This window comes from Klebsiella sp. SWET4, from assembly GCF_024296565.1.
Classification (GTDB): domain Bacteria; phylum Pseudomonadota; class Gammaproteobacteria; order Enterobacterales; family Enterobacteriaceae; genus Klebsiella; species Klebsiella variicola.
The window spans coordinates 144095-160474 of the sequence record NZ_JANCOB010000008.1; the positions used below are offsets into that span (position 1 = coordinate 144095).

The 16380-nt window shown below is 56.6% G+C and carries 11 protein-coding genes; 3 read left to right on the forward strand and 8 right to left on the reverse strand.

The window, feature by feature from the left end:
* Positions 1–283 precede the first annotated feature (283 nt).
* From focA to pflA, 3 genes are all read left to right on the forward strand, one after another.
* A complete protein-coding gene (gene focA / locus NKJ21_RS18495) occupies positions 284–1141 on the forward strand; it encodes a formate transporter FocA (RefSeq protein ID WP_008805853.1) in 858 nt (285 codons plus the stop codon).
* A 51-nt stretch (positions 1142–1192) separates the two neighbouring features.
* Positions 1193–3475 carry a formate C-acetyltransferase gene (gene pflB / locus NKJ21_RS18500; protein ID WP_008805852.1) on the forward strand — a complete coding sequence of 761 codons (2283 nt, stop codon included), beginning with the start codon at positions 1193–1195 and terminating at the stop codon, positions 3473–3475.
* 191 nt (positions 3476–3666) lie between these two features.
* Positions 3667–4407 (forward strand): pyruvate formate lyase 1-activating protein, encoded by a 741-nt coding sequence (gene pflA, locus NKJ21_RS18505; protein ID WP_002898145.1) that lies wholly within the window; start codon positions 3667–3669, stop codon positions 4405–4407.
* Between the two features lie 165 nt (positions 4408–4572).
* Here pflA and NKJ21_RS18510 read toward each other — a convergent pair whose 3' ends face one another.
* The 8 genes from NKJ21_RS18510 to ftsK all read right to left on the reverse strand — a co-directional run.
* A complete protein-coding gene (locus NKJ21_RS18510) occupies positions 4573–5721 on the reverse strand; it encodes an MFS transporter (protein WP_008805851.1) in 1149 nt (382 codons plus the stop codon).
* Positions 5722–5996: 275 nt separating this feature from the next.
* Positions 5997–6860: a dimethyl sulfoxide reductase anchor subunit family protein gene (locus NKJ21_RS18515; protein ID WP_022066091.1), complete on the reverse strand. Its 864-nt coding sequence runs from the start codon at positions 6858–6860 to the stop codon at positions 5997–5999.
* Position 6861: 1 nt separating this feature from the next.
* The gene (locus tag NKJ21_RS18520) at positions 6862–7479 is read right to left on the reverse strand and encodes a DMSO/selenate family reductase complex B subunit (protein ID WP_004201375.1); all 618 of its coding nucleotides are present in this window, start codon (positions 7477–7479) and stop codon (positions 6862–6864) included.
* Between the two features lie 10 nt (positions 7480–7489).
* Positions 7490–9928, reverse strand: coding sequence for a dimethylsulfoxide reductase subunit A (dmsA, locus tag NKJ21_RS18525; protein ID WP_042947159.1), 2439 nt, complete (start codon positions 9926–9928; stop codon positions 7490–7492).
* A gap of 200 nt (positions 9929–10128) precedes the next feature.
* Positions 10129–11421 carry a serine--tRNA ligase gene (gene serS, locus NKJ21_RS18530; protein WP_008805848.1) on the reverse strand — a complete coding sequence of 431 codons (1293 nt, stop codon included), beginning with the start codon at positions 11419–11421 and terminating at the stop codon, positions 10129–10131.
* Between the two features lie 91 nt (positions 11422–11512).
* A complete protein-coding gene (gene rarA / locus NKJ21_RS18535) occupies positions 11513–12856 on the reverse strand; it encodes a replication-associated recombination protein RarA (RefSeq protein WP_012542326.1) in 1344 nt (447 codons plus the stop codon).
* An 8-nt stretch (positions 12857–12864) separates the two neighbouring features.
* Entirely contained in the window at positions 12865–13476 is a 612-nt protein-coding gene (lolA, locus tag NKJ21_RS18540) for an outer membrane lipoprotein chaperone LolA (protein ID WP_046882316.1), read from the reverse strand.
* A 122-nt stretch (positions 13477–13598) separates the two neighbouring features.
* Positions 13599–16380, reverse strand: a 2782-nt coding sequence (gene ftsK / locus NKJ21_RS18545) for a DNA translocase FtsK (protein WP_254733122.1), incomplete at its 5' end; no start/stop codon positions are given.

Consider the following 16380-nt stretch of genomic DNA (forward strand, 5'->3'; position numbering starts at 1 on the left):
TAATAGTAAATATCGCACTTATATCATTTACCAATTGTTAATTTAAAATAAAATACTCCATTTTAATTAACTCAAATACTGGGGCAAAAACGAAAAAATTCAACATAACTTATAAATTTTAAAATTTATTTTCCATAAAAAATTCAAATAGTTAAGCATCAAACAAGCAAAAACCACACACTAAAAAGGCATATAGTTCCGGTGAGATATGATCTATATCAATTTCCCTTCTATAATGCTTTGTTAGTATCTCACCGCCAACTTATATAAAGAGAGAGTTAGTGTGAAAGCTGACAACCCTTTTGATCTTTTGCTCCCTGCCGCGATGGCGAAAGTCGCCGAAGAAGCAGGTGTCTATAAAGCAACGAAGCATCCGATGAAGACCTTTTATCTGGCGATCACCGCTGGCGTTTTCATCTCCATCGCTTTCGTATTCTATATCACCGCGACCACCGGCACTGCCGCGATGCCTTTTGGGATTGCCAAGCTTATCGGTGGGGTCTGTTTTTCCCTGGGTCTGATTCTGTGCGTTATCTGCGGCGCTGACCTCTTTACCTCTACTGTGCTGATCGTGGTGGCGAAAGCCAGCGGTCGAATCACCTGGGGGCAACTGGCAAAAAACTGGCTCAACGTCTATTTTGGTAACCTGGTGGGCGCACTGCTGTTTGTGCTGCTGATGTGGTTATCAGGCGAATATATGACTGCCAACGGCGGTTGGGGGCTAAACGTCCTGCAGACCGCTGACCACAAATTGCACCATACTTTTGTGGAGGCCGTGAGCCTGGGTATCCTCGCTAACCTGATGGTTTGTCTCGCCGTATGGATGAGCTATTCCGGTCGTAGCCTGATGGATAAAGCGATGATCATGGTCCTGCCGGTAGCGATGTTTGTTGCCAGCGGCTTTGAGCACAGCATCGCCAACATGTTTATGATCCCGATGGGTATCGTAATCCGCAATTTTGCGAGCCCGGAATTCTGGACCGCTATCGGTTCAACTCCGGAAAGTTTCTCACACTTGACCGTTATGAACTTCATCACTGATAACCTGATTCCGGTGACTATCGGGAACATTATCGGCGGAGGTTTGCTGGTCGGGTTGACATACTGGGTCATTTACCTGCGTGGCAACGACCATCACTAAGGGTTGTTTCAGGCAGTAAATAAAAAATCCACTTAAGAAGGTAGGTGTTACATGTCCGAGCTTAATGAAAAGTTAGCCACAGCCTGGGAAGGTTTTGCGAAAGGTGACTGGCAGAATGAAGTCAACGTCCGTGACTTTATTCAGAAAAACTACACCCCATATGAAGGCGACGAATCCTTCCTGGCTGGCGCAACTGAAGCGACCACCAAGCTGTGGGACACCGTAATGGAAGGTGTAAAACAGGAAAACCGCACTCACGCGCCTGTTGATTTTGACACTGCCCTGGCTTCCACCATCACCTCTCACGACGCTGGCTATATCGAGAAAGGTCTGGAAAAAATCGTTGGTCTGCAGACCGAAGCGCCGCTGAAACGTGCGATCATCCCGTTCGGTGGTATTAAAATGGTTGAAGGTTCCTGCAAAGCGTACAATCGCGAGCTGGATCCGATGCTGAAAAAAATCTTTACCGAGTACCGTAAAACCCACAACCAGGGCGTATTTGATGTTTACACCAAAGACATCCTGAACTGCCGTAAATCCGGCGTGCTGACCGGTCTGCCGGATGCTTACGGCCGTGGTCGTATCATCGGTGACTACCGTCGCGTTGCGCTGTACGGTATCGACTTCCTGATGAAAGACAAATACGCTCAGTTCCAGTCTCTGCAAGAAAAACTGGAAAGCGGCGAAGATCTGGAAGCGACCATCCGTCTGCGTGAAGAGATCTCTGAACAACACCGTGCACTGGGTCAGATCAAAGAGATGGCGGCTAAATATGGCTACGACATCTCCGGTCCGGCAACGACTGCTCAGGAAGCTATCCAGTGGACCTACTTCGGTTACCTGGCTGCCGTGAAATCTCAGAACGGCGCAGCAATGTCCTTCGGTCGTACCTCCAGCTTCCTGGATATCTACATCGAACGTGACCTGCAGGCCGGTAAAATCACCGAGCAAGACGCGCAGGAAATGGTTGACCACCTGGTCATGAAACTGCGTATGGTTCGCTTCCTGCGTACCCCGGAATATGATGAACTGTTCTCCGGCGACCCGATTTGGGCAACAGAATCCATCGGCGGTATGGGTGTTGACGGCCGTACTCTGGTCACCAAAAACAGCTTCCGCTTCCTGAACACCCTGTACACCATGGGGCCGTCTCCGGAGCCGAACATTACTATCCTGTGGTCTGAAAAACTGCCACTGAGCTTCAAGAAATTCGCGGCTAAAGTGTCCATCGATACCTCTTCTCTGCAGTATGAGAACGATGACCTGATGCGTCCGGACTTCAACAACGACGACTACGCTATCGCATGCTGCGTAAGCCCGATGGTTGTTGGTAAGCAAATGCAGTTCTTCGGTGCTCGTGCTAACCTCGCGAAAACCATGCTGTACGCTATCAACGGCGGCGTGGATGAAAAACTGAAAATGCAGGTAGGTCCGAAATCTGAACCGATCAAAGGCGACGTCCTGAACTTCGACGAAGTCATGGATCGCATGGATCACTTCATGGACTGGCTGGCGAAACAGTATGTCACCGCGCTGAACATCATCCACTACATGCACGACAAGTACAGCTACGAAGCCTCTCTGATGGCGCTGCACGACCGTGACGTTATCCGCACCATGGCGTGTGGTATCGCTGGTCTGTCCGTTGCTGCTGACTCCTTGTCTGCTATCAAATATGCGAAAGTTAAACCGATTCGTGACGAAGACGGTCTGGCTATCGACTTCGAAATCGAAGGCGAATACCCGCAGTTTGGTAACAACGATGCTCGCGTCGATGACATGGCCGTTGACCTGGTTGAACGTTTCATGAAGAAAATTCAGAAACTGCACACCTACCGCAACGCTATCCCGACTCAGTCTGTTCTGACCATCACCTCTAACGTGGTATATGGTAAGAAAACCGGTAACACCCCAGACGGTCGTCGCGCTGGCGCGCCGTTCGGACCAGGTGCTAACCCGATGCACGGTCGTGACCAGAAAGGTGCTGTTGCCTCACTGACTTCCGTTGCTAAACTGCCGTTTGCTTACGCGAAAGATGGTATCTCTTACACCTTCTCTATCGTGCCGAACGCGCTGGGTAAAGATGACGAAGTTCGTAAGACCAACCTGGCCGGTCTGATGGATGGTTACTTCCACCACGAAGCGTCCATCGAAGGTGGCCAGCACCTGAACGTGAACGTCATGAACCGCGAAATGCTGCTCGACGCGATGGAAAACCCGGAAAAATATCCGCAGCTGACCATCCGCGTATCTGGCTACGCCGTACGTTTTAACTCCCTGACCAAAGAACAGCAGCAGGACGTTATTACCCGTACCTTCACTCAGACCATGTAATTCCCAGTCTGACTGAAAAAGCGTACAATAAAGGCCCCACATCAGTGGGGCCTTTTTAACAAGTGATCCCCGCCCCAGCCTGCTTTGCCAGTTATCTATACTTTGGGTACCTGTCAAAACAGACTCGACGCAGCCGCTGAGCTGTGCACCAACACGGCCCCGGATGGGCCACATCTGGAGAAAACACCGCAATGTCAGTTATTGGTCGCATTCACTCCTTTGAATCCTGTGGCACCGTTGATGGCCCGGGCATCCGCTTTATTACCTTTTTCCAGGGCTGCCTGATGCGCTGCCTGTACTGCCATAACCGTGACACCTGGGATACCCACGGCGGCAAAGAAATCACCGTTGAAGAGTTAATGAAAGAGGTGGTGACCTATCGTCACTTTATGAATGCCTCCGGCGGCGGCGTCACGGCATCAGGCGGCGAAGCGATCCTGCAGGCGGAGTTTGTTCGCGACTGGTTCCGCGCCTGTAAAAAGGAAGGTATTCATACCTGTCTCGATACCAACGGCTTTGTCCGTCGCTACGATCCGGTTATCGACGAACTGCTGGAGGTGACTGACCTGGTCATGCTGGATCTTAAGCAGATGAACGATGAGATCCACCAGAACCTGGTCGGCGTTTCCAACCACCGCACCCTCGAGTTTGCCCAGTATCTGGCGAAAAAGAATATCAATGTCTGGATCCGCTACGTCGTGGTTCCGGGCTGGTCAGACGATGATGACTCCGCGCACCGCCTGGGCGAATTTACCCGCGATATGGGCAACGTCGAGAAAATTGAACTGCTGCCCTACCATGAGCTGGGCAAACACAAATGGGTAGCGATGGGCGAAGAGTACAAGCTGGACGGCGTTCATCCGCCGAAAAAAGAGACCATGGAGCGGGTGAAAGGCATTCTTGAGCAGTATGGTCACAAGGTGATGTACTAAGAGCCTCATCAGGGTCGGTGGTGCGCTTACGCCGGCCCGAAGCGACACTGGAAATCATTCCAGCCCCGCCGTTGATCCTCATGAAAAGCGCAATGCCGTCTCTCTGCAGTGGAAAACATGCGATAGAAACAGATGACGTGCAGCCTTCGCTGCACGTCAGAATGGTTATGCGTGCGCCACCGGCGTCGGATGATGCCCGGCTTTACGCAGCAGGGTCAGCAGATAGATAAACGACACGCTGGCGATCATGATAAATAACAGATTGTCTGAGAAATTCTGCATCAGCATTGCTGTCAGGGTCGGGCCCAGCAGACTGCCGATGGTATAACTCATCAGCAGCGCCTGATTCATCGCCACCAGTTGGTGATGTTCGACTTTTTCGCAGGCCCAGGCCATCGCCACCGGATACAGCGTGAAACCGGATGCCCCAAGCACAAACAGCGCCGGGGCCATTGCCGCCTGACTCAGCATCGCCATACAGCCCAGAATGACCACAAAGACCTGCACCCGCAGCACCAGCAGACGGCCATAGCGGTCAGCCAGGCGCCCTACCGGCCACTGGCCGAGGATCCCCGCGCTCACCATCACCGCCATCCAGAAGCCAATGCCGGCGTCGCTGACGCCCTGATGGTTCAGCCACAGCGGCATCAGGCCATACAGCGAACCGAGGACAATCCCCGAGATAATACAGCCATTGACCCCGTGGCGCGCCTGGCGCAGCTTCAGCATTGGCCAGATACGTACCGTTTCGTGCGGCTCTTCAGCCTGTCCCATAATACGGGTGAACAGCAGCGGAAGGATCGCCGCCAGCGCCAGGCCAGTCACCCACGGCAGGACGCTCATTAAATCGGTAGGTAACTTACTGACCATCAGCTGGCCCAGTACGGTACCGACATAATAGACCATCATGTACGCCGCCAGCAGACGGCCGCGGCTGCGGGAAGTCCCGCTGCAGACCAGCGCGCTTTCCACCACCACCCAAATCATCGCGCAGCCTACGCCGGCGATAAACCGCCAGCTCAGCCACGTCCAGAAGCCAACGGTAATCCCCAGCCCTACGCAGCCGACGGCGAAAATTAACGACGCGAGATAATAGCTGCGGTTAAACCCAAGGCGCTTAATCACCCAACCAGCCAGCAACGTACCGGCCAGGTTGCCGGTAAAATAGGATGACCCCACCATGCCGACCTGCCAGGTTGGCATATTTTCATGGGCGAGCCAGAGCGGGACGAGCGTATTCAGCACCGCTATCGCCAGGGTCAATAAAAGCAGGCCACAGAGCAGCATTTGCACTGGCCGGGTGTAGATGGTCATGGGTAAAAAACCGTGAGGAATGTTCAGATCGCGAGCGCATCATGCCACCGCTAAAAACATTGTCAATCCACCTGAAATCAGGCGTGATGCGGTTTTGCAGGCTACGATAGAAGTTTTTTATCCACAGAATGGGTAAAGGTGAGGCAACAGATAATACACTGTTGTTTTTCTTAATTTATTAATAAATGTCGACGTTGATTTCAGTTGAAAAATTTCATCTATCGACAGCACGTTTTCATCATGCCGGCGTATGACCGCCGGCATGATGACGCCGATTAACTGGCGATAGCCATCCCCACGGTCATATGCAGACCATAGAATACGCCGCGGCCAATCATCTCTCCCGCCAGCACCAGAACAAACGCCAGGCTAAGCAGCGAGACCGCCGGCTTGCGGCCGCGGATCTGCGGCACGCACCAGCAGGCCAGGGCCAGCGCCAGCAGCACCATACGCCAGGCCATAAGCAACCCATAATCCGGCACCAGAGCGGAGGCCTGCTGGATTGAACTGCGGATAGTGGCGAGTTCACTCCCCTGCATCAGGACCACGACAATACTCGCCAGCAGCGCCAACAAAGTAACCACCGGCAGCAAGCGCAGCGCCCAACCGTCAACGCCTGCCACGCGCAGCAGCAGGTAGCCCAGCAGCGGACCGCCGATAAACAGCGTCAGGAAGAAGCTCAGCGGCGTCCAGACGGTGTACCAGGTCGGCACCGTGTCGATAGTGTTGTATACCCGCACCATCATCCAGACGAAGATCACGCCCAGCACCATGGTGACTATCAGCCACAGGCTACGCAGGCCGGCAGGCAGTTTTTTACACACGGCCAGCAGCCAGCCAATCCCGCCGACGGCGAAGAAGATCGCCCCGCTGGCTATCTCATTACTCAGCGACGAGGCTCCCACGCGATTCAGCGAGTTAAAGGCCCGTAGCGGCGAACCGAGGTGCATTGTCGAGGCGATAAACCCGATCCCCATCAATACCCACAGGCCAAACATACTCCCCACCACGCGCTGCTCCTGCTCGCGAGAAAGATTGCCCGTCATCAGCGCCAGGGCCATGACGATAAACCCGCCCGCGACGCACTGGCCGAAGACCGTAAAGATCATCAGCGGCCATTCATGCCATCCGTTTCCCATCTCACACCTCCTTCGGATTCGCCAGGTAACCGGTGGTATCGCCACACGGCCGGGCATTGGCGTTAGGTTTAATAACGATACTCGGCCTGGTAAAGTGCGCCGACGGCAGCGGGGCTACCGCGGCCAGCTGGCCGTGCTTGGCGCGCAGCTCGGCAATCGGCCCGAAATCAAGCGCCCGCAGCGGGCAGGACTCGACGCAGATCGGCTTTTTCCCCTCGGCGACGCGCTCATGGCAACCGTCGCACTTGGTCATGTGGCCCTTGTCGGCGTTGTACTGCGGGGCGCCGTACGGGCAGGCCATATGGCAGTAACGGCAGCCAATGCACACCTCTTCGTTGACCACGACAAAACCATCTTCACGCTTGTGCATTGCCCCGCTCGGACAGACCTTGGTGCAGGCCGGATCTTCGCAGTGGTTACAGGCGATGGAGAGGTAATAAGCAAAAACGTTCTGATTCCAGACACCGTTATCCTCCTGCCAGTCGCCACCGGCATACTCATAGATGCGGCGGAAGCTGACCTCCGGGGTCAGGTTCTTGTAATCCTTACAGGCCAGTTCGCAGGTCTTGCAACCGGTGCAACGGGCGGAATCAATAAAAAATCCATACTGAGTTGTCATCGGTTACTCCTTACAGCTTCTCAACCTGGACGAGGTTGGTATGCGACGGGTTCCCCTTCGCCAGCGGCGACGGACGCTGGGTGGTCAGCACGTTAATGCTGCCCGCCTGATCCACCCGTGAAGCGTCCGGGTTATACCAGGCCCCTTCCCCCAGCGCGACAACGCCCGGCATCATGCGCGGCGTCACCTTCGCTTCAATATGCACTTCTCCGCGGTCGTTGAAGATGCGAATGCGATCGCCGTTGGCAATGCCGCGTTGCTTCGCGTCGATCGGGTTAATCCACATCTCCTGCCGACAGGCGGCCTTCAGTACATCGACGTTGCCGTAAGTTGAGTGAACGCGCGATTTATAGTGGAAGCCGGTCAGCTGTAGCGGGTATTTCGCCGTCAATGGATCGTTGTAGTTTTCGAAGCCCGGGGTGTAGATCGGCAGTGGATCGATAACATCCCCTTCCGGGAGTTCCCAGGTAGCCGCGATTTTCGCCAGCGCCTGCGAGTAGATTTCGATCTTGCCCGACGGCGTGGTCAGCGGATTGGCCTGCGGATCCTCGCGGAAGGCTTTGTAGGCCACATGGTGTCCTTGCGGATCGCGCTGCTTATAAATGCCCTGCTGGCGGAAGGTGTCGAAATCTGGCAGATCGGGAATCGCTTTCTGCGACTGCTCATACAGATGGCGCATCCAGCCTTCCTGGGTACGGCCTTCGGTAAACTGCTGCTCCACGCCGAGGCGTTTTGCCAGCTCGGTGGTCATCTCATAGATGGTTTTGCATTCGAAACGCGGCTTGATGGCCTGATCGGCAAAGATGACGTAGGACATGTTGCCGCAGGAGGCATCCAGCGCGAAATCCATCTGCTCGGAGGCGGTGCAGTCCGGCAGCAGAATATCGGCGTATTTCGCGGACGAGGTCATATGGCAGTCGATGACTACGATCATCTCGCACTTCTTGTCGTCCTGCAGGATCTCGTGGGTACGGTTGATCTCTGAGTGCTGGTTAATCAGGCAATTGCCCGCATAGTTCCAGATCATTTTGATCGGCACGGCGAGCTTATCTTTGCCACGAACGCCGTCGCGCAGGGCGGTCATTTCCGGACCACGCTCGATAGCGTCGGTCCACATAAACATCGAGATACTGGTCTGAACCGGATTCTCCAGCGTCGGCATGCGCTCAAAGGGCAGGCTGTAAGAGCCCTCGCGCGCGCCGCTGTTGCCGCCGTTGATCCCGACGTTACCCGTCAGGATAGCGAGCATCGAGATAGCCCGGGTGGCGATTTCGCCGTTGGCGTGACGCTGCGGCCCCCAACCCTGGCTGATATAGGCCGGTTTGGCGGTGGCAATTTCGCGCGCCAGTTTAACAATGCGTTCGCGCGGAATACCGGTAATCGTCGAGGCCCACTCCGGCGTTTTGGCTATACCGTCCGTGCCCTGGCCAAGAATGTAAGCTTTGTAGTGACCATTGGCTGGCGCATCGGCGGGCAGCGTTTTCTCGTCGTATCCCACGCAGTATTTATCGAGGAACGGCTGATCGACCAGATTCTCGGTGATCATCACCCACGCCAGACCCGATACCAGCGCCGCATCGGTGCCGGGGCGAATCGGGATCCATTCATCTTCGCGTCCGGCGCCGGTGTCGGTATAGCGTGGATCGATAATGATCATCCGGGCATTGGATTTCTGCCGCGCCTGCTCAAGGTAGTACGTCACCCCGCCGCCGCTCATCCGCGTTTCGCCGGGATTATTGCCGAACAGCACCACCAGCTGGCTGTTTTCAATATCCGATGGGCTATTGCCGTCGGCCCAGCCGCCGTAGGTATAATTGAGGCCCTCGGCAATCTGCGCCGAAGAGTAATCGCCATAGTGGTTCAGATAACCGCCGCAGCAGTTCATCAGACGGGCAATCAGCGTTTTTCCTGGCGGCCAGGAACGAGTCAGCGTGCCGCCGAGCGTACCGGTGCCGTAGTTCAGATAGATGGATTCGTTGCCGTATTCTTTAATCAGCCGCTGCATATTGCTGGCGATAGTATCGAACGCCTCTTCCCAGCTGATTTGCTCGAATTTCCCTTCCCCGCGTTTGCCAACGCGCTTCATCGGGTACTTCAGGCGATCCGGGTTATAGACGCGGCGGCGCATCGAACGCCCGCGCAGGCAGGCGCGGACCTGGTGCAAACCGTCATAGTTATCGTCACCGGTATTATCGGTTTCGACGTATTTAATCGCGCCATCCACCACGTGCATGCGCAGCGGGCAGCGGCTGCCGCAGTTGACGGTACAGGCACTCCAGACCACCTTCTCGTTGGCGGGTGCCGGCGTATCGGCGGCATGCGCCAGTCGGGTAAAGGGTAATGTTAGTGCGTTGCTGGCCAGCGCCAGGCCGCCTATTGCCGTGGTTTTCATCAGACCACGGCGGCTTACCTCAGCAGCCAGTAAAGCATCGGGGGCTTTAATTTTCATGGATACTCGCTTTGGTTGCTCACAATAAACTGACAAGCGCTATATAGTCATATATATATTGCTTTGAAATATTATTGGTTTTTTATGCTGATTTAATCCAAAGGGAGTATCACTGCATTCGTAGAATGGATTATTGCCCGGTATCAATAAGGGCGTAAAAAAAGCGCCCGCAGGCGCTTTTAAAAGAGAGGAAGAAAAAATTACCCGATATATTCGAGGCCACGCATATACGGGCGCAGAATTTCCGGGATCTCAATACGGCCATCGGCCTGCTGATAGTTTTCCATCAGCGCCACCAGGGTACGACCTACCGCCAGACCAGAACCATTCAGAGTATGAACGAGGCGAGTCTTCTTGTCGGACTTGCTGCGGCAGCGGGCCTGCATACGACGCGCCTGGAAATCCCAGACGTTAGAGCAGGAAGAGATTTCACGGTAGGTGTTCTGCGCCGGAACCCACACTTCCAGGTCGTAGGTTTTGCAGGCGCTGAAGCCCATATCGCCGGTGCACAGCGCGACCTTACGGTACGGCAGACCCAGCAGCTGCAGCACTTTCTCGGCGTGACCGGTCATCTCTTCCAGCGCGGCCATGGAGTCTTCCGGACGCACGATCTGCACCATTTCAACTTTGTCGAACTGGTGCATGCGGATCAGACCGCGGGTGTCGCGACCATAGGAACCGGCTTCAGAGCGGAAGCACGGCGTATGGGCGGTCATTTTGATCGGCAGGTCGTCTTCGTCGATGATTTCATCGCGTACCAGGTTGGTCAGCGGCACTTCCGCCGTCGGGATCAGCGCGTAGTTGCTGCTGTCGGCTTCTTCTTCCAGCGGACGAGTATGGAACAGGTCGCCAGCGAATTTCGGCAACTGGCCGGTGCCATACAGCGTGTCCTGGTTCACCAGGTACGGGACATAGTTTTCGCTATAGCCATGCTGTTCGGTGTGCAGATCCAGCATGAACTGCGCCAGGGCGCGGTGCAGACGGGCCAGCTGGCCTTTCATCACCACAAAACGCGAACCAGTCAGCTTAACGGCGGCGGCAAAATCCAGCCCCCCGTGCATTTCCCCCAGCGTCACGTGATCGCGCACTTCAAAATCGAACTGGCGCGGCGTGCCCCAGCGGCTGACTTCAACGTTGTCGTTTTCGTCACGGCCAACCGGCACATCATCATGAGGAATATTCGGGATCGCCAGCGCGATATCGCGAATTTCCGCCAGCAGCGTTTCCAGCTCGGACTTTGCAGCATCCAACTGTTCGCCGAGTTTGTTCACTTCCAGGCGTAATGGCTCGATGTCTTCCCCGCGCGCTTTCGCCTGGCCAATGGATTTCGATCGGGAGTTACGCTCCGCCTGCAGGTTTTCCGTTTGCACCTGCAGAACTTTACGACGCTCTTCAAGCGCGCGAAGTTTATCTACATCCAGCTTAAAGCCCCGGCGTGCCAGTTTTTCTGCGACTGCGTCTGGCTCGGTACGCAGCAGATTGGGATCGAGCATGCTTATCCTGTGCTTATCGAATTAAATAAAGAAAAGTGGCCGCAGACTACGACCACGGAAATAGAGTAATAACCTTACCGCAACGCCTCAATTAGCGGTAGCGTTTTATCGGGCTATTTTGATCCTGTTCAGCGAGCCAGGCGAGCTTTTCGCCAATTTTGCCCTCAAGCCCCCGGTTTGTCGGGTGATAATAGCGCGTTTGCGCCATTTCCTGCGGGAAGTACTGTTCGCCGGCGGCGTAGGCGTTGGGTTCGTCATGAGCGTAACGATACTCCTGTCCGTAACCCATCTCTTTCATCAGCTTCGTCGGCGCATTGCGCAGATGCACCGGAACGTCGTAGTCAGGACGATCCCGCGCGTCGGACAGCGCCGCTTTAAAGGCGGTGTAGACGGCGTTACTTTTCGGCGCGCAGGCCAGATAGACAATGGCCTGGGCAATCGCCCGTTCGCCTTCCGCCGGCCCGACGCGGGTAAAGCAATCCCACGCCGAAATGGCGACCTGCATCGCCCGTGGGTCGGCGTTGCCGACATCTTCCGAGGCTATCGCCAGACAGCGGCGGGCAACGTACAGCGGATCGCCGCCGGCGGTGATGATCCGCGCATACCAGTAAAGTGCCGCATCCGGCGCGCTACCGCGCACCGACTTATGCAGAGCAGAAATCAAATCGTAGAACCGGTCGCCTTTGTTATCAAAGCGCGCGCTGCGCTCGCCAGCGATCTCGGTCAGCAGTTCCGCCTTCAGCACCCGCTTGCCCGAGTCATCGCTCTCGGCCATATCAGCCATCATTTCCAGGGTATTCAGCGCCCGCCTCGCGTCGCCGTTCACCAGTTCGGCGATGGCCTTGCGGGTCTCTTCCGGCAGAATAATATCCTGCCCGCCGTAGCCGCGGGACTTATCGTTCATCGCCTGGTCAAGCACCCGCTCGATATCGTCGGTGGTCAGCGATTTCAGTAAGTAGACGCGGGCGCGGGAGAGCAGCGCTGAATTAAGCTCAAAGGAGGGGTTTTCGGTGGTCGCGCCAATAAAAGTGATGGTGCCGTCTTCAATATGGGGCAGAAAGGCATCCTGCTGGCTTTTATTAAAGCGATGCACTTCGTCAACAAACAGGATGGTCCGCCGGCCGGCGTTGCGATTTTGCCGCGCGCGCTCAATAGCCTCGCGAATCTCTTTCACCCCTGAGGTCACCGCCGAGATCCGTTCGACATCGGCGCTGGCGTAGCGGGCAATCACTTCCGCGAGGGTGGTCTTGCCGGTGCCCGGCGGCCCCCAGAGGATCATTGAATGCAGGTGCCCGGCTTCAATCGCCCGCGGCAGGGGTTTACCCGGCGCCAGCAGATGCTGCTGGCCAATATACTGCGCTAAATTTTCTGGCCGCATGCGAGCGGCCAGAGGTTGAAACGCGTTGTCGGAAAAATCGAGCGACAGATTGCTCACTTTCGCCTCTACTTACGTTGATCGTCCACCGTCACCCCTTTCGGCGGCGTAAAGGTGAACTTAGATGCGTCGACGGCGCCGTTCTGCTGCGACTTCAGCTGATAGCTGCTGCGCTGGTCATCCTGCTCGACGGCGCTGAACTGATGGATGGTGCCGTCCCGACCGACGTTGATCGTGAACTGCTTCAGGTTACCGCTGCCGCTTTTCGGCGTCAGCACAAAATCATCGCCGTTTTGTTTGATATTGTACTGCTGCCAGTCACTGGACTGGTTGCGGGCAATCAGCATAAACGGCGTGTTGCTGGTAGCATCTTTCAGCCAGGTCGCCGTAGCCTGCTCAACGAACGGGTTGTAGAACCACAGCGTTTTGCCATCCGAGACAAGAACGCTTTCATCTGGCTGGGTCATATGCCAGTTAAACAGGTTCGGGCGTTTTACCCACAGGTCGCCCTGTCCGTCCTGAACGGCGTTACCGCTGCCGTCGGTGACTTTCTGCGTGAAGCTGGCATGGAAGCTGCTCACTTTATCAAGACGGCTTTTTAAGTCGCTGGCCGCATCTGCCCAGACCTGGCTGACGACCATACCAGACACTAATGCACAGGTGATTGCGAGTTTTTTCATTGTTATTCCTTAATGTGCGTCACTCCCGACGCGGGAGCCTCTTCTGTCCCTAATGTAGGACCGCCGACGGCGGCGGAACAGAAGAATTGGCTGATTTTGCGCTTATTTACCCAACTTTGCACTCATTCAAAGGGCGGCGGCGCCAGCACTTCGCGGTTACCGTTATGGCCCTGTTCGCTGACGATCCCCTGCGCTTCCATCTGTTCGATAATGCGTGCTGCACGGTTATAGCCAATGCGGAACTGACGCTGGACCCCGGAAATCGACGCTTTGCGCTTCTCAGTCACAAAACTGACCGCTTGATCGAACAGCGGGTCCAGCTCTTCACCACCGTCGAAACCACCGCCGCCGCCTTCGCTTTCGCTGTCGGAGGTAATACCATCGACGTACTGCGGACGGCCGCGGGCTTTCCAGTCCTGAACCACAGCGTGGACTTCCTGGTCGCGTACAAATGCCCCGTGGACGCGCACCGGCGTGGTAGAGTTCGGTCCGGAGTAAAGCATATCCCCCATACCCAGCAGCGATTCCGCGCCGCCCTGATCGAGAATGGTACGCGAGTCAATTTTACTCGACACGGTAAAGGCGATGCGCGTCGGAATGTTGGCCTTAATCAGGCCGGTAATAACATCTACCGACGGACGCTGCGTCGCCAGCACCAGGTGGATCCCCGCCGCACGCGCTTTTTGCGCCAGACGGGCAATCAGCTCTTCCACCTTCTTGCCGACGGTCATCATCAGGTCGGCGAACTCGTCCACCAGCACCACGATATACGGCAGTTTTTCCAGCACCGGATGTACGGCATCCATGCTGTCGCCCGGCTTCCAGTACGGATCCGGAATCGGACGCCCCATGCGCGCGGCCTCGGCGATCTTCTCGTTATAGCCCGCCAGGTTACGCACGCCCAGCGCTGACATCAGCTTGTAGCGGCGCTCCATCTCGTTGACGCTCCAGCGCAGCGCATTGGCGGCGTCTTTCATGTCGGTGACCACTTCCGTCAGCAGATGCGGAATACCTTCGTAGACCGACAGCTCGAGCATTTTTGGGTCGATCATGATGAAACGCACATCTTCCGGCTGCGCTTTGTAGAGCATGCTGAGGATCATGGCGTTCACACCGACTGACTTACCGGAACCGGTAGTACCAGCAACCAGCAGGTGCGGCATTTTCGCCAGGTCAGCTACCACCGGGTCGCCAGCGATATCTTTACCCAGCACCACGGTCAGCGGCGATGGGTTATCGCGGAACTTGGCGTTGTCGAGCACTTCACGCAGATAGACGGTCTGACGCTTTTTATTCGGCAGCTCAAGACCGACATACGGTTTACCCGGGATCACTTCCACCACGCGCACGGCAACCGTCGACAGCGAACGCGCCAGATCGCGTGACAGGTTAGAGATTCGAGCCGCTTTGACGCCAGGCGCCAGATTCAGTTCGAAGCGGGTGATCACCGGCCCCGGCGAGTAGTTCACCACATCCGCTTTAATGCGGAAATCGGCCAGACGTGCTTCCACCAGTCGCGCCATCTGCTCGAGAGCAAAGGTATCCACCGGCTCGACTTCACTGGGTGGTGGGGTTAACAGATCCAGCGACGGCAACGGCGTGGTCGGTCTTTGCAGCGGACGGCTATCGCCATTGCGCATCAGCAGCGGGTGGATCAGGCTCTCCTGCGGCGCGGGCGCGGCAGGCTGATGCCCCTGCGGGACAACCGGCTGTTGCTGCTGCACGGGCTGCGGTGCAGTCTGGTAAGGCTGCGGCGGCACTGGCTGAGGGTGTACCGGCTGGTGCTGCGCAGGTTGATAACCCTGCTGCGGAGCGGCGGCCGGTTGTTGATAGTGCGGGGCCGGTTGTTGCGGCTGGACTTCCGGCGTCGGCGTAAACAGCGGCTCGCTCGGCCCCTCATTGACCAGCGTTTTCATCGGCGAGAATTCATAATCCGCCGGCGAGAACGGATTAGCGCCCGGCGGCTGCTCAGCGGAGTAGCGCTGCTGCTGGGTGGCGGCAAACTGGCGCGCCAGCTCCGCTTCCGCCGCAGTGTCGGCGTCATCGTCATCAGTCGCGTTATCGTCTTCCCAGCGATGGCCATAGCGCTGCTGCTGGGTGGCGGCGAACTGGCGAGCCAGTTCATCCTGCTCCATAGCATCCGCTTCCTCATCCGAGAGCAGCTCATCGTCATAATGGGGGTCGCGCTCCGCCTGCCGCGCACGCTGTTCCGCCTCCCGTTGCGACGGTAGCTTGATGCCGTAAGAGGCCAGCTCCCGACGCGTCGGGACACGAACGCGGTTTGGTCGCGGTAGTTTTGGACCAATACCTTCTTTCACCTGGACCCGCGGTCCGCTGGATGCCGGGCTGAACAATGGCGCAGCCGCAGCGGATGCGGCCGTCGCCGAGGTTGCCGCCGCCGCGCCGCCGCTGGCGGCCGTTGCCTGATGCACCCCTGCCGCGACCGCAGAGACCACGGTTGTCTCCACTGGCGGTTTGGACGAGGAGGCTGGCGGCGTCAGCGGTTTAGTGGCAATCGGACTTTCCGGCTCCGGAATTGGCTGATACCAGGAGGCCAGCAGCTCGCGTTCACGTGCCCGCTTCTCTTCGACTTCTTCGAAGTAATAGAGCGGTGGACGTTTCACCTCTTCCGGCGCAACCTCTGGTTCTGGCTCCGGTGACGGCACTGGCGCGCTTTGCGGCTGATACGCCTGCGGCGCAGGCTGAGCGGCATGCGGATCGTAAGTCGGCTGCTGATACGGCGCCGGCTCTGGCTGATACCCTTGCGGCGCAGGCTGAGCGGCATACGGATCGTAAGTCGGCTGCTGATACGGCGCCGGCTCTGGCTGATACCCTTGCGGCGCAGGCTGAGCGGCATACGGATCGTAAGTCGGCTGCTGATACGGCGCCGGCTCTGGCTGATAC